The organism is Romboutsia hominis (assembly GCF_900002575.1).
Lineage (GTDB): Bacteria > Bacillota > Clostridia > Peptostreptococcales > Peptostreptococcaceae > Romboutsia_C > Romboutsia_C hominis.
In genome coordinates, this window is record NZ_LN650648.1 from 2,658,883 (window position 1) to 2,682,323 (window position 23,441).

Here is a 23,441-nt window from a genome sequence, read left to right on the forward strand (position 1 = left end):
ATCCCCCTTTTTATTGACTAAATATTTTATTTAGCAATTTTGGAAACGTTATCGGAATCGTTTCCAAAATTGCTAAAATTTTTACTCTTAAGGTAATTGTAGTTTATTAAACTTTTTTTCACAACATATTTTTTTAATTTGCATTTTTTTTATAAATTTATTCCAATATTAAATACTTAAAATTTTTATATTTTTGAACGCAAAAAAAGATTACGTGGCTACGTCTTACTCTCCCAGGAGGTCGCCCTCCAAGTACCATCAGCGCTAAAGAGCTTAACTTCTGTGTTCGGTATGGGAACAGGTGTATCCTCTTTGCTATAATAACCACATAATCTTTATCTTTTAGAGTTAATACTCTGAAAACTGTATATCATCTAGAGTTAATCATTTTATTCTTAGCAACCGAAATCTTCCTTATTAAAATTTTAATAATGATTTGGTTGGCGATATAAACCTTTAGGTTTATTTTGGTCAAGTCCTCGACCTATTAGTATCGATACGCTAAATACATTACTGCACTTACACCTTCGACCTATCAACCAGGTAGTCTTCCTGGGGTCTTACCCTTACGGTGGGAAATCTTATCTTGAAGTTGGCTTCGCGCTTAGATGCTTTCAGCGCTTATCCATTCCGTACATAGCTACCCAGCCATGCCCTTGGCAGAACAACTGGTACACCAGAGGTACGTCCATCCCGGTCCTCTCGTACTAAGGACAGGTCTCCTCAAATTTCCTACGCCTGCGACGGATAGGGACCGAACTGTCTCACGACGTTCTGAACCCAGCTCGCGTACCACTTTAATGGGCGAACAGCCCAACCCTTGGGACCTACTACAGCCCCAGGATGTGATGAGCCGACATCGAGGTGCCAAACCTCCCCGTCGATGTGGACTCTTGGGGGAGATAAGCCTGTTATCCCCAGGGTAGCTTTTATCCGTTGAGCGATGGCCCTTCCATGCGGAACCACCGGATCACTAAGTCCGACTTTCGTCCTTGCTCGACCTGTATGTCTTGCAATCAAGCTTCCTTTTGCCTTTACACTCTTCGCACGATTTCCGACCGTGCTGAGGAAACCTTTGAGCGCCTCCGTTACTTTTTGGGAGGCGACCGCCCCAGTCAAACTGCCCACCTGACGGTGTCCCAAGACCTGATTCAAGGCCTCTGGTTAGGATCCCAGTACTACAAGGGTGGTATCCCAAGGGTGACTCCACACAGACTGGCGTCCATGCTTCATAGTCTCCCACCTATCCTGTACATGTAGTACCAAGACCCAACGTCAAGCTACAGTAAAGCTCCATGGGGTCTTTCCGTCCTGTCGCAGGTACCCGGCATCTTCACCGGGATTACAATTTCACCGAGTCTATTGTTGAGACAGTGCCCAAATCGTTACGCCTTTCGTGCGGGTCGGAACTTACCCGACAAGGAATTTCGCTACCTTAGGACCGTTATAGTTACGGCCGCCGTTTACTGGGGCTTAAGTTCACTGCTTCGGATTACTCCTAACAGATCCCCTTAACCTTCCAGCACCGGGCAGGCGTCAGCTCCTATACATCGTCTTGCGACTTAGCAGAAACCTGTGTTTTTGGTAAACAGTCGCTTGGGCCTATTCTCTGCGGCCATCCAAAGGATGGCACCCCTTATCCCTAAGTTACGGGGTCATTTTGCCGAGTTCCTTAACAATAGTTCTCTCGCTGGCCTTAGGATACTCTCCTCACCCACCTGTGTCGGTTTACGGTACGGGCACCTTTAACCTCGGTAGAGACTTTTCTCGACAGTGTGAAATCAGCTACTTCGCCCAAAAGGGCTCCCCATCGTACCCTAGCATTATCAAGACGGATTTGCCTATCTTGACTGCCTCAGTACTTAGCCACACATAACCAACAGTGTGGTTAGCTTATCCTACTGTGTCATCCCATTCCTCAAACGGTTATTGGTGGTACAGGAATATCAACCTGTTGTCCATCACCTACGCCTTTCGGCCTCGGCTTAGGTCCCGACTAACCCAGGGCGGACGAACCTTCCCCTGGAAACCTTGGGTTTACGGCCCGTGGGATTCTCACCCACGTCTCGCTACTCATGCCAACATTCTCACTCGTATACTGTCCACATGTCCTTACGGTCATGCTTCAGCCTGCATACGAAGCTCCCCTACCCATCATAAATGATGCCGTAGCTTCGGTAGTACGTTTTAGCCCCGGAAATTTTCGGCGCAGGATCACTCGACCAGTGAGCTATTACGCACTCTTTAAATGAGTGGCTGCTTCTAAGCCAACATCCTGGTTGTCTGTGCAATCCCACATCCTTTACCACTTAACGTACATTTAGGGACCTTAGCTGACGATCTGGGCTGTTGCCCTCTTGACTATGAATCTTATCACCCACAGTCTGACTCCTGAGCAAAAGAAGACGGCATTCGGAGTTTGATAGTCTTCGGTAAGTGCAATACCCCCTAGGACATTCAGTGCTCTACCTCCGTTTCTCTAAGCTCAAGGCTAGCCCTAAAGCTATTTCGGGGAGAACCAGCTATCTCCGGGCTCGATTGGAATTTCACCGCTATCCACAAGTCATCCCCGAGCTTTTCAACGCTCGTGGGTTCGGTCCTCCACGAAATTTTACTTTCGCTTCAACCTGCTCATGGATAGGTCGCCCGGTTTCGGGTCTACGTCAAGTAACTTAAATCGCCCATTTAAGACTCGCTTTCGCTACGGCTCCACACCTTAAGTGCTTAACCTTGCTACTTAACGTAACTCGTTGGCCCGTTCTACAAAAAGTACGCGGTCACACAAGAAATGTGCTCCCACAGCTTGTAAGTGCAGGGTTTCAGGTTCTATTTCACTCCCCTCCCGGGGTTCTTTTCACCTTTCCCTCACGGTACTATGCGCTATCGGTCACTAGGTAGTATTTAGGCTTGGAGGATGGTCCCTCCTGCTTCCCACAGGGTTTCACGTGTCCCGTGGTACTCTGGATCATATCTATCGAATTATCGTTTCAACTACGTGGCTGTTACACTTTATAGCGGAGCTTTCCAACTCTCTTCATCTACGATGACCTCGACTTTTAGGATATGTCCGCAACCCCAACAAAGAAAACTTTGTTGGTTTGGCCTGTTCCGCGTTCGCTCGCCGCTACTTACGGAATCGATTTTTCTTTCTCTTCCTCCAGGTACTTAGATGTTTCAGTTCCCCGGGTTCCCCTCGCTAAGCTATGAATTCACTTAACGATACTTAGACATTACTCTAAGTGAGTTTCCTCATTCGGAAATCTTCGGATCAAAGTTTACGTGCAACTCCCCGAAGCTTATCGCAGCTTATCACGTCCTTCATCGGCTCCTAGTGCCAAGGCATCCGCCCTGCACCCTTAATAACTTGACCAGTTATTAAAAGTTATTTTAAAGACTTTTCTTGTCTATTTATAAAAAAATGATGTCATATCACTAAATGTTATACAGTTTTCAAAGTACTAAAATGCTTCGCATATCGCCAACGGTCACTCCCATTCGGTCGTGCTACGTTGCTCAAATTAATGAGTCTGCGCCACGCGCATTTTTTTGAGATTTTCATTTATTCAATGAACTCTCAAAATTAAACAGTAGGCAATTCTCCTTAGAAAGGAGGTGATCCAGCCGCACCTTCCGATACGGCTACCTTGTTACGACTTCACCCCAGTTATTGATTTCACCTTCGACGGACGCTTCCAAAAGGTTAGCTATCCGGCTTCGGGCGCCCCCAACTTCCGTGGTGTGACGGGCGGTGTGTACAAGACCCGGGAACGCATTCACCGCAGCATTCTGATCTGCGATTACTAGTAACTCCAGCTTCATGTAGGCGAGTTTCAGCCTACAATCCGAACTGAGAATGGCTTTAAGGGATTAGCTCCACCTCACGGTTTGGCTGCCCTCTGTACCACCCATTGTAGCACGTGTGTAGCCCTAAGCATAAGGGGCATGATGATTTGACGTCATCCCCACCTTCCTCCAGGTTATCCCTGGCAGTCCCTCTAGAGTGCCCAACTTAATGCTGGCAACTAAAGGCAAGGGTTGCGCTCGTTGCGGGACTTAACCCAACATCTCACGACACGAGCTGACGACAACCATGCACCACCTGTCACTTCTGTCCCCGAAGGGAAAGATGCGATTAGGCATCGGTCAAAAGGATGTCAAGCTTAGGTAAGGTTCTTCGCGTTGCTTCGAATTAAACCACATGCTCCGCTACTTGTGCGGGTCCCCGTCAATTCCTTTGAGTTTCACTCTTGCGAGCGTACTTCCCAGGCGGAGTACTTAATGCGTTAGCTGCGCCACCGAAGGGGGTAACCTCCGACAGCTAGTACTCATCGTTTACGGCGTGGACTACCAGGGTATCTAATCCTGTTTGCTCCCCACGCTTTCGTGCCTCAGCGTCAGTTACAGTCCAGAGAGCCGCCTTCGCAACTGGTATTCCTCCTAATATCTACGCATTTCACCGCTACACTAGGAATTCTACTCTCCTCTCCTGCACTCAAGTCTTACAGTTTCAAGAGCTTACTACGGTTGAGCCGTAGCCTTTCACTCCTGACTTGAAAGACCGCCTACGCACCCTTTACGCCCAGTAATTCCGGATAACGCTAGCCCCCTACGTATTACCGCGGCTGCTGGCACGTAGTTAGCCGGGGCTTCCTCCTCAAGTACCGTCATTATCTTCCTTGAGGACAGAGCTTTACGACCCGAAGGCCTTCATCGCTCACGCGGCGTTGCTGCATCAGGCTTTCGCCCATTGTGCAATATTCCCCACTGCTGCCTCCCGTAGGAGTTTGGACCGTGTCTCAGTTCCAATGTGGCCGATCACCCTCTCAGGTCGGCTACTGATCGTCGCCTTGGTAAGCCGTTACCTTACCAACTAGCTAATCAGACGCGGGTCCATCCTGTACCGCAAAAGCTTTGATGTTTTTACCATGCGCTAAAAACATGTTATCTCGTATTAGCATACCTTTCGGTATGTTATCCGTGTGTACAGGGCAGGTTACCCACGCGTTACTCACCCGTCCGCCGCTCTTTACCGAAGTAAATCGCTCGACTTGCATGTGTTAGGCACGCCGCCAGCGTTCATCCTGAGCCAGGATCAAACTCTCAAATATAAGTTTTCCTGCTCAGACTATCATTATCTGAATATCTGGCTTGGTTTGTTTTCGATTCTTTTAAGAATCATTAGTTATATAAATTAACCTACTGTTTAATTTTCAAAGTTCATTTTTTTGTTTTGCCCTTTTCTTAAAGACAAGTAATACTATATCACCATAATTTTGTATCGTCAACACTTTTTTAAAAGTTTTTTATTATTTTTATTTTTGATATTCTATTTTTAGTTCTCTAAGTTCTGCTAAATCTAGATTTATCAATGCTTTAAGTTTTTTTCTTCTTAATGAAACGTCTTCATATTTTTTTATTATTTCTTTTCTTAATTCGCCTAATGTATCTATATATTCTTCATAACTATCATCATATTTTTCTTCTAATTCTTTTTTTATTTTAGAAGATAGTGAGGGACTTTTACCTCCTGTCGATATACTTATAAGCAAATCTCCTCTTTTTACATATGAAGGAACAGTAAAATTAGATAATTCTATATCATCTACTACATTAACTAGTTTACCATTCTCTCTACAATATATACCTATTTTTCTATTAACTTCTTTATTATTTGTAGCTGCAACTACTATAAAACTATCTTTTAAGTATTCTTCTTTATATTCATCATTAACAATTTCTAGTTTATCTTTTAATTCTCCAAATTTATTTATGTAATCTTTAGATATAACTTTCACTGTTTTGCCAAAGGCTAAAAAGTTTTTGCACTTTCTATATGCAACTTCTCCACCTCCTATAACAGTTATCTTTATATCACTTATATCTATATTTATTGGATAAAGCATACTGGTTTCTCCTTATTTTACTCTTATTTTATCATGTATAATAATCTAGATAATTTATTGACTATGTATATTAAAAAGGAGCAACAAAAGTTACTCCTTTTTGTGTATATATTTATCTATTTTCTTTAATCATCTTAGCTAAATCTTTTGCAAAGTAAGTTATTATTATATCTGCACCGGCTCTTTTTATAGACATAACAGATTCATAAATAGCTCCTTCACTTAATATTCCATTTTTAACAGCTGATTTAAGCATTGCATACTCTCCACTAACATTATATGCCGCAAGTGGTAGGTTGTAATTATCTTTGACTCTTCTTATTACATCTAAATAAGATAATGCAGGCTTAACCATTAATATATCTGCACCTTCTAGCACATCAAGTTCAGCTTCTATTAATGCTTCATTACTATTTGCTGGATCCATTTGGTATGTTTTTCTATCACCAAATGATGGTGCAGAGTTAGCAGCTTCTCTAAATGGTCCATAGAATGTAGATGCATACTTAACACTATAAGACATTATTGGTATATGTACAAATCCTTCTTTATCTAAAGCCTCTCTTAAGGCTTTTATTCTACCATCCATCATATCAGATGGCGAGATTATATCAGCACCTGCTTTTGCATGACTTACTGCTATTTTAGATAAGTATTCTAATGTTATATCATTATCTACGTATCCAGTTTCTGTTAATATTCCGCAGTGACCATGGCTAGTGTATTCACACATACATACATCAGTAACTACATTCATATTACTGTCTATTTCTTTTATTTTTCTAATAGCCCTTTGAATTATACCATTGTCATTATATGCTTCTTTTCCATGAGGATCTTTTTCATGGTCATGAGGTATACCAAATAATATTACATGTTCTATTCCTAATTCTTTTAATTCCTTTATCTCCTCTTCTAGCATATCTAGTGAAAAATGATATACATCTGGTAAAGATGATATTTCTCTTTTTATATTTTCACCTTCTACTACAAATAGAGGATATATAAAATCTTCAACATTTAACTTAGTCTCTCTAACTAAATTTCTTGTAGCTTTATTTACTCTTAGTCTTCTAGGTCTTCTTAACATTTTGTCGCCTCCATAAATATATAAATAACTACACATCAATTATAATACTTATTTATCTTCTATAATAGTGCTAATCATTCCATCTATAGTTGAAACTTCTGCTTCTTTATACAGGTTTAAACCTAATTCTTTAATCGTCTGTGTTGTTATAGGTCCTATAGATATAACTTTTATATTATTTAATTTATCTATATTCTCTTCACCTATTATTTCTACAAAATTCTTTACTGTAGATGAGCTAGCAAAAGTTATATAATCAGCATTATCTTGATCTAATAGTTCTAAAACTTCATCTTTTCTTGTAGAATCTACTACTGTTTCATATGTATGTATTTCTTTGACTTCACAAATTTCACCTATTTTATCAACTAGATAATCTCTAGCATTTTTCGCTCTAGGCATTAATACTTTATCTGTTGATTTTAACATTGGTTTTAATTCTTCAAATAAGTACTCTGCTACAAACTTTTCTGGAACTATATCTGCTTTTATTCCTCTATTTTTTATCTCTTTAGCTGTAGCACTTCCTATAGCACATACTTTTAAATTTGCTAGAGCTCTACTATCAAGCCCCATTTCATCTAATTTATCAAAGAATATGTCTACTCCATTTTTACTTGTTAAAACTAAGTATGTATAATCTTTAATGTTATTTATTTCATTTTCTAGTTCTATATTATTTTCTATTTTATCTATTTTTATAGTTGGTATCTCTATAGGATTACCACCTAAGTCACTTATTTTTTCTACTAGTGAACTACTTTGTGTTCTTGACCTAGTCACTATTACACGTTTACTGAATAGTGGCTTATTTTCAAAGAAGTTTAACTTATCTCTAAGTCCTACTACCTCTCCAACAACTATAAGCGTCGGTGGTTTCACACCTTCCTTTATTGCTGTTTCATATACATTTTCTAAGGTAGATATTACTACTCTTTGATTATATCTAGTTGCCCAACTTATAAGAGCAACAGGAGTATCTTTAGACTTTCCTTCTTTTATTAAGTTAGAACTTATTTTTTGTAAGTTCGCAACTCCCATTAAAAATACTAGTGTTCCATTGGTATTTGCTAAAGCATTCCAGTTTATTTCTGGATTTTCTTTATCATCTTCTCTTAAATGACCTGTTATTACATGGAAAGAAGATGCATAATCTCTATGAGTTATAGGTATACCTGCATAGCATAATCCACCTATAGCAGAAGTTATTCCTGGAACAACTTCAAACTCTATTCCTTCTTCTCTTAGAAGTTCTCCTTCTTCTCCACCTCTACCAAATACATATGGGTCTCCACCCTTGAGTCTAGTTACTATTTTCCCTTCTTTTGCTTTATCTGCTATAACTCTATTTATATCCTCTTGTGGAAGAGTATGATTGCTTGATGCTTTTCCTACATATATAAATTCGCAGTTAGGCTTAGCTTCTTTTAAATAGTTCTCATTTGCTAATCTATCATATACTATAACGTCTGCTTTTTGTACGCATTCCAGACCTTTTAATGTTAGTAATTTATAATCTCCAGGTCCTGCACCTACAAGATAAACTTTACCCTTCATATTTTTCATACTCCTTTAAAACTAATTTAGCTAATTCTTTACCTAACTCTCTTGGAGAATCTTTATCTCCTTCTATTGATTTGATAATTAATCTTTTGCCTTCTTCATCGCCAAATAATCCAGTAAGCTTTATTCCATCTTCTTTCACTTCACAATAGGCTCCCATAGGAATATGACAACTTCCGTTAACACCATCTAAGAATCCTCTTTCTGCACTAACTTGAAGTTCGGTTAATTCGTCTCGTAACGAGTTTACCACTACTTCTACTTGATAATTATCTTCTCTTATCTCTATTGCTAATGCCCCTTGTGCTGGTGCTGGCACTACTATGTCTGTTGGCAAATAGCAGCTAATTTTATCTTCTAAACCAACTCTTAATATTCCAGATGCGGCTAAAACAATACCATCTAAATTCTCATCTTTTATTTTTCTTATTCTAGTATCTACATTTCCTCTTATTGGAACTATATTTAGATCAGGTCTATGTTTCAATAATTGATGTTTTCTTCTTTTACTCCCAGTTCCTATAGTTGCTCCTTGAGGTAAGTCTTCGATGCTAGAATATCCTTCTTTTAATATAAGTACATCTCTTGGATCTTCCCTTTTAGGTATCCCCGCAAACTTTAATCCATGAGGTAAAGATGATGGCATATCTTTCATACTATGAACAGCCATATCTATATCTCCATCTATTAGTTGTTGCTCTATTTCTTTAACAAATAAGCCTTTATCACCTATTTTATCTAGACTAACGTTTTGTATTATATCACCTTTAGTTTTTATTATTTTAACTTCGAATTCAACACTAGGATTCTTTTCTTTTAGCTTATCTATTACCCAGTTAGTTTGAGTAACTGCTAACTTACTTCCTCTAGTTCCAACAATTATCTTCATAACTCAAATCTCCTTTAGATGTTATAATGTTATCCTACTTGAGCTTCCTTTTTAACTTCCTTATTAACTAATATAGTTGAGAAGTAAGATATCTTTTCTTCAAGATTAACTTCTCTTAAGTCATAGTATACCACTTCTTTATCTTGAGATGAATTACTAACTAATATAGCATGTTCTATAAGTCCATTTTTTTCTAACTTAGCTACTATCTCTTTAAAGTTTTTATATACCTTCATTAATACTATAGAGCTATAATTTTCTAATGCATAATCTATTTTTTCTTCTTCTATTGTGCACGGTATTATTATTAGAGGCTCTCTGTCCATTACTAATGGGAAGTTTTGGTTTGATGCTATATTAGAGAATGAAGATATCCCTGGTATAGTTTCAACATCTATATCTCCTATAAGTCTTTCCATTATATATACATACGTACTATATATCATTGGATCTCCTAATGTTACAAAACCAACATTTTTACCTTCTTTAACATCTTCAACGATTTCATCAGCTATTTTATTCCAAGCTACTATTTTTTCTCCATCATTGAAGTTCATTGGAAAGTGTCTTGATTTTATTTCTAATTTTTCTGGTAAATATTTACTTACTATTGATAAAGCTAAACTTTCCCCACCTTTTTTAGCTTCTGGTGTGTATAATATATCTAACTTTTCTAAAGTTTCTACTGCTTTTATCGTTAATAATGAGCTATCTCCAGGTCCTGTACCTATTCCATAAAATTTTGCCATCTTCAATCTCCTCCTAGTTAATTAACAAATTTGTCCTAATTCATTTATTTTTTCTACACAATCATTTGCATGATTCATAAATTTATCTTGTATGTATGGATTTTCCCCTAATCCTTGTAAATGAATTTTTACTTTAAATCCAAAATCTTCTAATATATTTTTCCAAGAGTCTTCATCTTCTCCTGCCATATCATTTATAGCATGGTCTCCTGCTACTAACATAAAAGGCATTAGATTGACAATTTTTATATTATCTTCTTTTAATCTTTTTACAACATTGTCTATTTCTGGGTATCCTTCAACAGTTCCAACGTAAGCATTTATCCCTGCATCCCTCATCATGTACTCTAATGCTGGATATGAGGCATGTGACTCATGGAATGTTCCATGTCCCATAAATACAACAGCTTCATCTTTTTGCATTTGAGGTATTTGATGCTTTATAGCTTCTACTGTTTCCTTGTAATCTTCTATATATGTAAGCAATGGTCTACCTAATATGATTTTCTTAAATTTATCTTGATAACTATCTACTTGTTCTTTTAATTTAGTAAATTCTTCACCACATATTATATGAAGTGTTTGAACTATAACTTCTTCATATCCTTCTTCATACAATCTATCTAAAGCTTGAATTGGATTTTCAATTTCTATTCCATCTCTATTTTTTAATTTTCTTATTATCATGTTAGAAGTAAATGCTCTAAAGAAGTCGTATCCTTCTAACCCATTTTTTATTTTATTTTCGCAAGCTTCTATTGTCTTTTCTCTCGTTTCTTTGTAAGAAGTACCAAAACTCACTACTAAAACTGCTTTTTTCATACTAATCCCACCTTGAATTTATTTTATATAATCTTCTACTTCGTCTATGCTATTTACAACATACGGATAATTTATTTTTTCTCTAGATACAATTACTACAGGTATATTAAGCGATTCACAAGCATTTACTTTTTCTAAGAAACCACCTGCTATACCACTTTCTTTAGTTATCACAATATCTATATCATAATGTTTATAAAATTCTTCATTTATACTTTGGCTAAAAGGGCCTCTCATAGCTATTATATTATCTGCATTTAGCCCTAATTTTTCACAACTTAATATCACTTCACTTGTAGGAAGTACTCTAACTATTAAATTTCTATCTGGTATAAGCTCAACTATTTCTGGTAAATGCTTACTACCTGTTCCTATAAATATGTTATTTCCTTTTTTTCTTGCTACTTCACAAGCATCTTTTATACTACTTACTATGTATTTATTTTCATAAGTAATATCATCTATTAAAGACTTTCTTTCATATCTTATATAGCCTATCTTTGTTTCTTCAACACACTCAATAGCATTTTTAGATACTTCTATAGCATATGGGTGTGTAGCATCTATAATTTTGGTTATGTTATTTCTTTGTATGAAATCTATCATATCTTCTTTTGATAGCCTTCCATTTATAACATTTTTTGCTTTCTTTCTTGCAAGATCCTCTCCGTAATTAGTTGTTACAGAAAGTATATATTCTAGGCTTTTATATTTATTAAGTCTGTCACATATTTCTATACTGTCTGATGTTCCACCTAAAACTAATATCATATATTGTAACCTCTTGGAGTTATCATTAAATCTTCATGTATAAATGTTGATTTGTTCCCTATTATAACCATAGTAGTCATATCAACTCTTTCAAAATCCATAGTATCAAAAGTACATATGAACTTTTCTTCCTTTTCTCTTCCTACATCCTTAACTATTCCAACAGGAGTTTTTCCATCTTTAAATTCTCCCATTATTTCAAATGCCCTAGCTAAATGTTCACTTCTACCTTTACTTCTTGGGTTATATAGACATATCGCAAAATCAGCTTCAGCTGCTAATCTTAGTCTCTTTTCAATAACTTCCCATGGAGTTAATAAATCACTTAAACTTATATGACAAAAATCGTGCATTATAGGAGCTCCAAGTATTGCTGCTGCACCTATACTTGCAGTTACACCAGGTATAACCTTAACTTCTATATTTTGTTCTTCTTTAGATACAAGTTCTAATATTAATCCTGCCATTCCATATATACCTGCATCTCCACTACTTATAACTGCAACCTTTTTACCAGTCTTAGCTATTTCTACAGCTTCCCTACATCTATCTATTTCTTGTCTCATTCCATTTTGTACTACTTCTTTTCCTTCAATAAGGTCTGTTATTAAATTTATATAAGTTTTATATCCTACTATAACTTCAGAATCCTTTATTGCATTTATGCATTGCATAGTCATTAATTCTTTACTTCCAGGTCCTATACCTATAACGTATATCATTTTGACACTCTCCCTACAGAAATTGTTATTCCTTTATATTTATGTTTTTCTATTATTAAATTTCCTTCACTTAGCAGATATGCTACTGGTTCAGAAACACAGTACACCCCTACATTCTTTTTTACAAAGTCAGATTTTTCAAATAGATGGTCTACCTTAGATATTTCATCAACTGAAAAAGTTTTAAATGGTACAGATAAACTTGATGCTAAATCTATTATAGCTTTTTCATCACTTTTTACATCTATACTTCCAATCTCTTTGATTGAGTTAATATCAATATTGTATTGATGTAACAAATTGTTTAAAGACTCCTGTAACAAACTGCTTTCTGTATTTCTTCTACACCCAATACCTATTACTATTTCCTTTGGCACTACCTTTATAATGTTACCTTCACTACATTTTTTTCTTAGCATTTGTTCATCTAATTCATTCTCTTTTTTATTTTCTATATAGTAATCTATAAAGTTGTTTTTACTACTTATAATAACTATTTTTTCTGTACTATCTACATCTTCAAAATTAGTTAATATCTTAAATCCTCTAGTGTCTATTTCATAATTCCCATCAATATATAATCCAACTTCTTGATTATTAACTAACATAGCATTTACATCTTTAACATTTTCTCTAAAATTCACTATATGAGCATCTAATTTTTTAGCAATCATATCTAAGGACGATTTTTTATTTACATCTGTTGCTGTAGTTATAACAGGATTAGCTCCTATTAGTTCGCTTATATAAGTAGTCATTTCATTAGCTCCTCCCATATGACCACTTAGTAAACTTATAAGGTTTTGTCCTTTTTCATCGCCTACTAATATAGCAGGATCACTAAATTTATTATTTATATAAGGAGCTATAACTCTCACTACTATACCTGTAGCCATTATAAATACAATATATTGATATTCTTCAAACAAACTAGGAACTAAATTACTAAGCTTATCCTCTACTAAGAATACATTATTTTTTTCTTCATCTATCTTAAAATTATTCTTCTTATTTCTTATTAGATATACATCTCCATTATTAAGTTTGGATTGTATTTCAAATGCCAGATTCTTTCCATTTTCAGTTATACAAACTATGGCTATTTTATTGTCTATACTCATGTTTGAAGTCCTTATCATATAACTTCGAATTGTTATATTCTTTACCTAAGAATTGTCCTACTAATATTAAAGCAGTCTTTCTTATATCATTTTCTTTTACTTTTTTAGCTATGTCTTGTAATGTTCCTTTTACTATCTTTTCATCTGACCAAGTAGCTTTATAAACAACAGCTATAGGAGTATCCATTGGATATCCACCTTCATGAAGTCTTTCTACTACTTTTTCTATATCTTGTACTGATAGGAATATAGCCATAGAAGTTTGATGTTTGGCAAAAGACTCTATTGATTCTTTTTCAGGTACTGGGGTTCTTCCTTCCATTCTTGTTATCACTACACTTTGAGATATTTCTGGAACTGTATATTCAACTCCTAAAGCTGATGCTGCTCCTAAGAATGAACTCACTCCTGGTGTACAATCATAATCTATATCTAATTTAAATAATTCTTCAACTTGTTCTCTTATTGATCCATATATAGAGAAGTCTCCTGTTTGTAGTCTTACTACAGATTTTCCTTCTCTAACGCCCTTTTCCATTACTTCTATAATTTGGTGTAAATCCATATGAGCACTATTATGTATCTCACAACCTTCTTTACAGTATTCTAAAAGTTCTGGATTAACTAATGAACCTGCATATATTACTACATCTGCATTACTTAAAAGTTTGTATCCTTTTAAAGTTATTAATTCCTTATCTCCTGGTCCTGCTCCTACGAAATGTATTTTGTTTAACATATTAGTCTCTCCCTTTCTTACAAGATATTATATAGATTGGATTTAGAGGTTTAAAATATTCTCCTCTTCCTAATTTCTCTAGCTTAGCTACATTTAAAACTGAAACATCTATATTTTCAAATCCATACTCTCTTAATAATCTTAAAGTTTCATTAAATGTATCTACTATTATAAAATTCGCTACCAGTCTTCCACCTTCTACTAACATATCCTTAGACCAAATTAGTATTTCTTCTAGTTTATTACCTGTTCCACCTAAGAATATAGCATCCACTTTTCCTTCTATATCTATAGGGGCATATGCTTTAATTACTTCTACATTATCTAACTCAAACTTTTCTACATTTTTATTTATTAAATCTATAGCATCATCATTTCTTTCTATAGAAATAACTTCTAGATTTGGATAATGGTGTGCGGCTTCTATACTTACACTGCCTGTTCCTGCTCCTACATCTATAAATCTTTTAGCATTTGCTAAGTCTAGTTTAATTATAGATACTGCTCTAACTTCTTCTTTTGTTATAGGAACTTTTCCTGTTATAAACTCACTGTTTTTCATATGCAATCTCCACCTTCTAGTATTACAACTACGCACATATCAAAGTTTTCTACTTTTAAAATTTCTTCTGGTTTTCCTATTGTAATTCTTTCATTTTCATAGGATAGATTTTCTCCTACTACAACTGTTTTATCTAGATTTCTTTTTATTATTTCTTTACATATTTCTTTAGGACCAATTATTTTATCAGTAACCATACATACCTTCTTGTGAGAAAGTACATAATCAAAGTCTGGTACTTTTCCATGGCTACTAGTTATATATAGGTCGTTCATATCAACATATATTTTTGAAAATATATATTGAAGCGAACTAATTCCTGATACTATATTTAATTTATTAGTGTCTATATTTTTAGAAAGATATCTTCCTATTCCATACATCAATGGATCACCTGATGCTATAACAGATATTTGTTTATCTTTATTATTATTTATATAATCCACTATCTCTTTTAAATTTGATGCTAACTCTATCTTTTCTCCTTCAAAATCTTTTATCGATTCTAAATTCCTTCTTCCTCCAATTACAACATCAGAGTTTTTAATTAATTTCTCACCTAATCTAGTTATATAATCAGTATTCCCTGGCCCTAACCCTATGACATTTATCATCTAAATACCTCCACTAGATTATCTGTATTATCTGATTTACCTAGTAATGTCTTGTCCATAGAAAACATAATAACCTCTACGTCCATATCATCATCACATAGATATTGTTTAATTTTATGCTTACATTTGTTACTTACCAAATTGTAAAAGCTTTTGTACTCACTATTATTTATAAGTTCAACGGCTTCTTCAGCAGTAAGACACTCACTTATCTTTTCTAAAAATTCATATGGAGCTTTCATTAATGCTAGATTAGATACTAATATTTCACTTCTCGCATCAGCTACTTTACTATGTGTGTTAAATATACCAGCTGATATTTTTATAAATTTTCCTATATGACCTGCCATAAGTATTTTCTTATAACCCATTCTCTGGGCTTCTTTTAGCATATATCCTATAAAGTTACTAGTTCTTATTACATATTTCATATCTAATCCCAAATTTTCTCTTATGAACTGTTCTCCATGATTTCCTGGTACTAGAATTATCTTATCTAATCCTTGTTCTCTTTTCATTTGTAGTTCTATAGACAAAGATTTTTTCCATCCTTCATCACTCATAGGTTCTACTATGCCTGTAGTTCCTATGATAGATATACCTCCAACTATTCCAAGCCTTGGATTAAATGTCTTTTTTGCTACATCTTCTCCTTTTGGTGCAAATATGGTAATCTTTAAAGATTTATTTTTACCTATAACTTTACTTATATCTTCACCAACTACTTTTCTTAACTCACTATGTATCATTTTCATAGGAGTTGGATTAATTGCTGGCTTTCCAACCTCAACACTCAATCCTTTTTTAGTTACTACTCCAATACCTACTCCTCCACACACAACTATATCTTCATTATCTTCTCTATTGATGATTTCAGCTCTAGCGTGAATATGCATAGTATGTGTAGCATCAATATCATCTCCACCATCTTTTTCTGTAGAACATTCGACGTAATCATCATTAATATCTATATTAAATACATTCAATGTCAATGGTATGCCTTTTGGAGTATCTATATTTACAGTATCTATACTCTTTTTAGTTAATAGCATGTATGTTGCAGCTTTTGATGCTCCTGTAGCACAAGAACCTGTTGTGTATCCTCTTCTATACTTTTTACCTTCTATATATACATACTCTTCCATAATATTACCTACATAGTGTATAAAATAGCATTAACTATAGCTGCTGCTAAGTTACTTCCACCTTTTCTTCCTTTTGATATGATGTATGGTATATCTGTTTTTTCTAATTCATCTTTTGACTCTGCTGCTCCAACAAATCCAACTGGAACACCTATTACAGCATCTACTTCAAGTTCTTTTGCATCTCTCATTTCCATTACTTTATATAAAGCTGTTGGCGCATTTCCAAGCACAAATATTTTTCTTCCTGAATCCTTTGCTGCTATCTCAACAGCTGCCATCGAACGAGTTATTCCTTTTTCCTTAGCTAGTTTTGCAGTTTCTTCTTCTGCCACTAAGCATCTATATTTACAACCTAATGCCTCTAATCTTCTTTTATTTATTCCACTTAAAGCCATATTAGTATCCGTATATATAGTTGCATTGTTTTTTAAAGCATCTACTATATTTTCTACTGCTGTATCCGATATTTTTAATATATCTAAATATTCAAAGTCTGCTGTTGTATGTATACAACGCTTTATTATTTTTTCTTCTACTTCATTTTTGTACTCATACCCTGGTCTTATTTCATCTATTATTTCTTGTATCATTATGAAGCTTTTTTCTTCTATCATCATAGGATTTTTGATATATTCCATGGTAGTTCCCTCCTAATTCCTCCATCTACAATATCTAGAGTATAAATTTTATTATATGTTTTATGTATTTTATGTTCTTTTAAAATGTCTATGAGTTTATTATCATTCATATAATTGTCTATAATAATCCCTATTACAGTTCCACTATGGGCAATATTTACACCATAGGCACCATAATTTTGAGAAATATTTATTATATCTTTTAACCCTTCTTTGGGGTCTATATTTTCATTAGCTAAAGCACTTAAAGTGCATGCTTTTCCAATACTACTTAAATCATTATTTTTTATACCTTCTTCTAAAAGATAAAATGATTCTTTTATAATCTCTTGATTTTTTAGTTTTATATTTCTATAGTTTGGGTTACTTCTTATTTTCATAGTATCTAGTATCTTGTTAGGCTCTAAGATTACTACTCTACAATCCCTTATGCTTCCTAGATTTTTCACTATTTCTCCACTAAGTGGATTAAATATACAATTAGTTTCTATGTATGTAGAATCTGTTGGTTCTATAGTAGATGCAAGCTTAGATATTTCTTCACTAGTTAAATTTTTTCCTATCAAATCTAGAGTAGCTACTATAGTAGCTCCTATATCTGCTGTTGAACTAGCCATACCTTTACCTATTGGTATATCACTTTTTATACTTAAAGAAATATTTTTACTATCTTTGATAGGCAAGTTAAATTTTTCAAAAACAGCTTCTATAGCTTTTCTAGATTTACTAGGCCCTACACTTACTTCTCCTAGCTTTTCTTCAACCATTGCTACTGAATACATATCTATAGCATATGAACTAAGATATTCTTCTCCATCTACCATACCTTGTACAAATTCTCCACATGATGCTGGACAAAATCCATAATATTTCATGCTAATCACCTAATAAGTTTTTCATGTTCTCTATAAGCGTTTTATTATCATCATGAGATTTAATTGCAACTCTTATATATCTATCATCTAATCCGATAAAATTCGATGCATCTCTGATAAGAATTTTGCTTCTTCTTAATAATTCGACTTTTATTTCATTTGCCCTTCTATTGTTCAGTTTAATTAATAGAAAATTTGTATCAGTATCATAAACTGATATATTTTCTATACTTCTTAACTCTTTTAACATATACTCTCGCTCTTGGATATAATAACTTTTACTATTTTCTATGTACTCTTTATCCTTAAATATATACTTAGATAAAGTATCTGCAAATGCATTTATAGTCCAAGGTTCTTTATAATGATAAATTTTATTTATTATATCTTTATTACTCGTAATCCCATATCCCAATCTTAGTCCAGGCATTCCAAAGAATTTAGTTGCCGCTTTGATTATAAATAAATTATCATAGTTTTTTATGTTTTTTACTAAACTATAATTTTCTTCATTTCCCGCAAATTCCATAAAGGTTTCATCAACTATTAAAAGTTTATTATTTTGTTTCAATATGTTTAGTAACTCATTTAACTCCTGAGCCTTACCATTTGGGTTATTAGGATTACATATAAATAAGCTATCAAACTTATCTAAATTATTTTTAATTACATCTATATCTATTAAAAATTGATTTTCTTCATTTAGATTTAAATCTATAACTTCTAATCCATTTAATTTTGCACTTCTTCTATATTCTGAGAATGTAGGATTTAATATCGCCAGCCTTTTACCTATAACTTTCATTAATAAATAGATTAATTCTGTAGCACCATTTCCAGGTATTATATATTCACTTTTAATATTTAGATAATCACCTATATTTTTTCTTAAATTGGTGTAATTTATATCTGGATAACTTCTACTTTCTTTTAATCCTTCTAGTATATACTTGTCTAAATCCTTTATGACCTCTGGATTTACATTAGAACTAAAATCTATTATTTCTTTTGGGTCTATATTATAAGTTTTTGCTATTTGCTCTACATTAGCTCCATGTCCTAAATCTTTCATAAATCCCCCTATAGTAATATAAATATTATTGTAAATACAATCATTGAAGTTATAGATGAAGCATACATTATTTTATTTGTTCTAACTATATCTTCTACTTCTATTTCTCTATGTTTATCTCCTATTGTAGGCTTATAGACAGCTTTTCCAAAATAAACATTCGTACCACCTAACTGTACTCCTAAAGCCCCTGCAACAGCACCCTCAGCATAAGCACAGTTTGGACTTTTGTGATTTTTTCTATCTCTTATACCTATTTTTAAAGCTTCTTTACAGTTATGACCTACTAATAAGCTCCCTATAGACATAAGTAATACAGATATCCTAGCTGGTATAAAGTTAGCTATATCGTCAATCTTAGCTGATGCAAATCCTAAGTCTTTATACTTATCATTTTTATATCCTACTGTTGAGTCTAAAGTATTGACTGCTTTATATGCCATAGCAAGAGGAGCTCCTCCTATAAATGCATAAAACATAGGCGCAATTATTCCATCTACAGTATTTTCAGCAACAGTTTCCACAGTGGCCCTAATTATCTCACCTTCATTTAGTTGAGTAGTGTCTCTTCCTACTATATAAGATACTTGTATTCTTGCCCTTTCTATGTCTCCTGTTTTTAATACATTGTATATTTTGACTGCCTCATCTTTTAAACATTTAGTAGCTAACGTTGTATATATTAATATTGAATTTGCTACTAAAAAACCTCCTGGTATAAAGCTACTTATTTTTATTATTAAATACGTAACTAAATACGTTATACCTACTACTATAAACCATAAGAAAAATCCGCCTATTTTTAAATCTTTATCACTCTTAGCTTTTTTTCTTATTATACTTTCAGTTTTCTTTATTAATTTACCAATATATCTAACCGGGTGAGGAAATGAATATGGATCTCCTACTATTAAATCTATTATGTATCCTATATAAATAGATAATATATTCATATTAATTGTTTCCTCTTTCTAAATAGTCTTTACATCCACTATTTAAGAAATTTTTTATACAATCTAAGTTATTGTAAAAATGAGTATGTAAATATGTTGCTAAAGTTTTATCTTTGCTATATCCACCTTCCCATTCATCCACTACTTTCTTGTCTCTTTCTTTTCTCATTATATAAGCACATTCCTCATTAGTTTCAAATATAGAATGGTGGAATTCATGTCCTTTTATAACCTCACCTTTTTTAGATAAAATTGTATCTATTTTAGACTCTCCATAACAATATCCAAATCTCTTTAATGATTTTGTCATCTTGCTAACTCCACTAAATATTCCTACCATATCGTATTCACTATTATTTTGGTCTATTAGTTTTTCCCCTAGATACATAAGCCCACCACATTCAGCATATATAGGAACTTTATTTATATGAGCTTCTTTTATAGAATTTCTCATACTTTTATTTAATTCTATTTCTTTTGCAAATATTTCTGGAAATCCTCCACCTATATATATGTAATCTGATTGTGGTACTTTTTTATCTTCTAATGGACTAAAATATTTTATATTTAATCCTAATGCTTTTAATAATTCTATATTTTCTTTGTAGTAAAAATTAAATGCTTTATCATAAGCTATAGCTATTGTTTTATCTTCAATCTTATTTTCCTTTATAAAATCTTCTAAATTAAAACTGCTACTAACTTCTTCTGTTTCGGCAATTTCTATTATTCTATCTATATTTATATATTTTTCTATTTCATCTGCTAAATTGCTAAATTTATTTTTTAATGAATCTATTTCTACACTAGGAACTAAACCTAAGTGTCTTGACTCCAATGAGAATTCATCATTAGGTGGAAAATAACCTAAGACTTCTATTTTGCAATAGGTTTCAATTGCTTTTTTAATTATTTCGTAGTGAGTCTTAGTCCTTACATTGTTTACTATTACACCTTTTATATTTACATCTTTATCAAGTTCCTTGTATCCAAGTACCATAGCTGCACTAGATGCTGCCATAGCTTTTCCATTTATAACTAGTATAACCGGTGCTTTTAGTATCTTTGATGTATGAGAACTTGTACAATTATCTAAGTCTATTCCTATTCCATCATAAAGACCCATAACACCTTCAATCACTGATATATCTGCATCTTTAGATGCAGAATTAAATACATACTTAATTTTTTCATCATCTAACATATATGAATCTAGATTTCTTGAATCTCTACTTGTTATAAATGTATGGTATGATGGATCTATATAATCAGGTCCAACTTTATATGGTTGAACTTTCATACTTCTTTTTGTAAGTGCTTGCATTATACCTAAAGATATTGTTGTTTTTCCTACTCCACTATTAGTTCCTGCGATTAAGATTTTTTTCATATATTTCACCTAACCATCATTTTATTTTTGTATTGTTTATATTTCTTCTTCATGTTCTTCCATTATTTTATATATCTTCTCTATATCTAAATGTTCTCTTAGTAAATCAGCTAGTTTATCATATTCATTTTGCTTAAAGGCTTCGAAAGAAGTTACTTTAGTGTCTATTCTTTCAAGGCCTTTTTCTTCTCTGATATTATTTAATAGAGCTCTAGTAAAATCTATTTCATCAAATATTCCATGTAAATAAGTTCCTACTACATTACCTTCTTTATTTACACTTCCTTCTAGGTAGCTTACGTCTTCTCCTAATTTATTGTTTATTTCATTTAGGTTATATACTTCTTTACCTATATCACTTATTCCCATATGAATTTCATAACCTTTTACTTTCATTCCTGATAAATTTGCTAAATATCCATTTAAATTTTTACATATAGTGGCATTCACTTGTGTAGTTGTTTTTTCTTTTTCAAATGTAGTTTCTATATCTAAAAGTCCTATACCATCTATTTCTTCAATTTCGCCTTCTACATGGTAAGGGTCTTTTAATTTCTTGCCTAACATTTGATATCCACCACATATCCCAAATACTAACTTTCCTTTTTTCTGTAAATCTTTTATTTGTTCCTCTAGACCACTTTCCCTTATATACTTAAGGTCATCTATAGTACTTTTACTTCCAGGAAGTATTATCATATCTGGATTTGAAAGAGTCTCTACATAATCAACATACCTAATACTCACATCTTCTTGAGTCTCAAATATATTAAAATCTGTGAAATTAGACATATGAGGTGTTCTAATTATCTCAATATGTATATCACTCTTTTTCATTTTAGTTTTAAATCTAGTTGTTACACTGTCTTCATCTTCTATTTTTATATCACTATATGGCACTACTCCAAGGACAGGAACCTTTATTATTTCTTCAAGCATTTTTATGCCATCATATAAAAGTTCTTTTCTTCCTCTAAATTTATTTATTATTACACCTTTGACTCTTTTTCTTTCCTCTTCACTTAGTAAAAGCATCGTACCTGCTAGTGATGCGAAAACTCCACCTCTATCGATATCCCCCACTATTATTACAGGAGCATCTGCGATTTCTGCCATACCCATGTTAGCAATGTCATGTTCTCTTAAGTTTATTTCTGCTGTACTACCTGCCCCCTCCATAACAACAACATCATAGTTCTCACTAAACTGATTAAATATAGTTTTAAGTTCTTTAGCAAGTATTGGTTTATAATCATGGTATTCTGATGATGATATATCATCTCTAACTTTACCCCTTACTATAACTTGGCATCTATGATTACCTGATGGTTTTAGAAGTACTGGATTCATATCTGCAATTGGCTCTATTCCACAAGCTTCCGCCTGAAATACTTGTGCTCTTCCCATTTCTAAACCTTCTTTTGTTATAAAAGAATTTAACGCCATATTTTGAGATTTAAATGGTGCTACACTATATCCATCTTGTTTGAAAATCCTACATAAACCAGCTGTTAATATACTTTTTCCAACATTTGATGCTGTACCTTGTAACATTATCTTTTTTCCCATAAGATTCTCCTTATATTACTTAATTTGATTTCCTTATAATCAAAAAAGCCCTAACTCTTAAGAGTTAAGGCTTTTATTCTAATGCTAATATATTATATACCTGTTTCATATGTTTTGTAACATATCAAACTATATAGCATGTAACAAAATATAACTATTTAATCTTTACTATATACTTAAACTATATAATACTAAATCTTATTGTATTAATCTAAAATACACTTTATGTATTTATGATTAATATGTAGATT

At 33.3% G+C, this 23,441-nt stretch carries 19 protein-coding genes and 3 rRNA genes; all 22 read right to left on the minus strand.

Annotated elements, in window-relative coordinates:
* Nucleotides 1-212: 212 nt before the first annotated feature.
* Nucleotides 213-329 (minus strand): 5S ribosomal RNA (rrf, locus tag FRIFI_RS12875).
* Between the two features lie 138 nt (nucleotides 330-467).
* Nucleotides 468-3,370: ribosomal RNA gene (locus tag FRIFI_RS12880) — 23S ribosomal RNA — on the minus strand.
* A gap of 235 nt (nucleotides 3,371-3,605) precedes the next feature.
* A 16S ribosomal RNA gene (locus tag FRIFI_RS12885) occupies nucleotides 3,606-5,108 on the minus strand.
* The 16S, 23S and 5S rRNA genes sit together here, the layout of an rRNA operon.
* Before the next feature lie 204 nt (nucleotides 5,109-5,312).
* Nucleotides 5,313-5,903: a precorrin-2 dehydrogenase/sirohydrochlorin ferrochelatase family protein gene (locus tag FRIFI_RS12890; RefSeq protein WP_092922246.1), complete on the minus strand. Its 591-nt coding sequence runs from the start codon at nucleotides 5,901-5,903 to the stop codon at nucleotides 5,313-5,315.
* 112 nt (nucleotides 5,904-6,015) lie between these two features.
* On the minus strand, nucleotides 6,016-6,993 hold the full coding sequence (hemB, locus tag FRIFI_RS12895) for a porphobilinogen synthase (protein ID WP_092922243.1): 978 nt from the start codon (nucleotides 6,991-6,993) through the stop codon (nucleotides 6,016-6,018).
* A 48-nt stretch (nucleotides 6,994-7,041) separates the two neighbouring features.
* On the minus strand, nucleotides 7,042-8,550 hold the full coding sequence (cobA, locus tag FRIFI_RS12900; protein ID WP_166506048.1) for a uroporphyrinogen-III C-methyltransferase: 1,509 nt from the start codon (nucleotides 8,548-8,550) through the stop codon (nucleotides 7,042-7,044).
* Nucleotides 8,540-9,445, minus strand: coding sequence for a hydroxymethylbilane synthase (hemC, locus tag FRIFI_RS12905; protein WP_166506049.1), 906 nt, complete (start codon nucleotides 9,443-9,445; stop codon nucleotides 8,540-8,542). Before hemC ends, cobA begins: the two co-directional genes overlap by 11 nt.
* 29 nt (nucleotides 9,446-9,474) lie before the next feature.
* Nucleotides 9,475-10,194 (minus strand): cobalt-factor II C(20)-methyltransferase, encoded by a 720-nt coding sequence (locus FRIFI_RS15190; RefSeq protein WP_195941057.1) that lies wholly within the window; start codon nucleotides 10,192-10,194, stop codon nucleotides 9,475-9,477.
* 21 nt (nucleotides 10,195-10,215) lie between these two features.
* Complete coding sequence (locus FRIFI_RS15195) at nucleotides 10,216-11,016, minus strand: sirohydrochlorin cobaltochelatase (RefSeq protein WP_195929228.1); 801 nt, start codon at nucleotides 11,014-11,016, stop codon at nucleotides 10,216-10,218.
* An 18-nt stretch (nucleotides 11,017-11,034) separates the two neighbouring features.
* The gene (gene cobK, locus FRIFI_RS12915) at nucleotides 11,035-11,787 is read right to left on the minus strand and encodes a precorrin-6A reductase (protein WP_166506050.1); all 753 of its coding nucleotides are present in this window, start codon (nucleotides 11,785-11,787) and stop codon (nucleotides 11,035-11,037) included.
* A complete protein-coding gene (cobJ, locus tag FRIFI_RS12920) occupies nucleotides 11,784-12,509 on the minus strand; it encodes a precorrin-3B C(17)-methyltransferase (RefSeq protein WP_166506051.1) in 726 nt (241 codons plus the stop codon). The genes cobK and cobJ overlap by 4 nt, the downstream gene beginning before the upstream one ends.
* The gene (gene cbiG, locus FRIFI_RS12925) at nucleotides 12,506-13,630 is read right to left on the minus strand and encodes a cobalt-precorrin 5A hydrolase (protein ID WP_166506052.1); all 1,125 of its coding nucleotides are present in this window, start codon (nucleotides 13,628-13,630) and stop codon (nucleotides 12,506-12,508) included. The genes cobJ and cbiG overlap by 4 nt, the downstream gene beginning before the upstream one ends.
* The gene (locus tag FRIFI_RS12930; protein ID WP_166506053.1) at nucleotides 13,614-14,369 is read right to left on the minus strand and encodes a cobalt-precorrin-4 methyltransferase; all 756 of its coding nucleotides are present in this window, start codon (nucleotides 14,367-14,369) and stop codon (nucleotides 13,614-13,616) included. Before FRIFI_RS12930 ends, cbiG begins: the two co-directional genes overlap by 17 nt.
* Nucleotide 14,370: 1 nt before the next feature.
* On the minus strand, nucleotides 14,371-14,931 hold the full coding sequence (locus tag FRIFI_RS12935; RefSeq protein WP_166506054.1) for a decarboxylating cobalt-precorrin-6B (C(15))-methyltransferase: 561 nt from the start codon (nucleotides 14,929-14,931) through the stop codon (nucleotides 14,371-14,373).
* A complete protein-coding gene (locus tag FRIFI_RS12940) occupies nucleotides 14,928-15,545 on the minus strand; it encodes a cobalt-precorrin-7 (C(5))-methyltransferase (protein WP_166506055.1) in 618 nt (205 codons plus the stop codon). The genes FRIFI_RS12935 and FRIFI_RS12940 overlap by 4 nt, the downstream gene beginning before the upstream one ends.
* A complete protein-coding gene (gene cbiD / locus FRIFI_RS12945; RefSeq protein WP_166506056.1) occupies nucleotides 15,542-16,690 on the minus strand; it encodes a cobalt-precorrin-5B (C(1))-methyltransferase CbiD in 1,149 nt (382 codons plus the stop codon). The genes FRIFI_RS12940 and cbiD overlap by 4 nt, the downstream gene beginning before the upstream one ends.
* 8 nt (nucleotides 16,691-16,698) lie before the next feature.
* Nucleotides 16,699-17,331, minus strand: a complete 633-nt coding sequence (locus FRIFI_RS12950; RefSeq protein ID WP_166506057.1) for a cobalt-precorrin-8 methylmutase — start codon at nucleotides 17,329-17,331, stop codon at nucleotides 16,699-16,701.
* Complete coding sequence (locus tag FRIFI_RS12955) at nucleotides 17,307-18,206, minus strand: GHMP family kinase ATP-binding protein (protein ID WP_166506058.1); 900 nt, start codon at nucleotides 18,204-18,206, stop codon at nucleotides 17,307-17,309. Before FRIFI_RS12955 ends, FRIFI_RS12950 begins: the two co-directional genes overlap by 25 nt.
* A gap of 1 nt (nucleotide 18,207) precedes the next feature.
* Nucleotides 18,208-19,278: a pyridoxal phosphate-dependent aminotransferase gene (locus FRIFI_RS12960; protein ID WP_166506059.1), complete on the minus strand. Its 1,071-nt coding sequence runs from the start codon at nucleotides 19,276-19,278 to the stop codon at nucleotides 18,208-18,210.
* 8 nt (nucleotides 19,279-19,286) lie between these two features.
* A complete protein-coding gene (cbiB, locus tag FRIFI_RS12965; protein WP_166506060.1) occupies nucleotides 19,287-20,231 on the minus strand; it encodes an adenosylcobinamide-phosphate synthase CbiB in 945 nt (314 codons plus the stop codon).
* Nucleotide 20,232: 1 nt separating this feature from the next.
* Nucleotides 20,233-21,621, minus strand: coding sequence for a cobyrinate a,c-diamide synthase (locus FRIFI_RS12970; RefSeq protein WP_166506061.1), 1,389 nt, complete (start codon nucleotides 21,619-21,621; stop codon nucleotides 20,233-20,235).
* A 36-nt stretch (nucleotides 21,622-21,657) separates the two neighbouring features.
* The gene (locus FRIFI_RS12975; protein ID WP_092922147.1) at nucleotides 21,658-23,190 is read right to left on the minus strand and encodes a cobyric acid synthase; all 1,533 of its coding nucleotides are present in this window, start codon (nucleotides 23,188-23,190) and stop codon (nucleotides 21,658-21,660) included.
* Nucleotides 23,191-23,441: the final 251 nt, after the last annotated feature.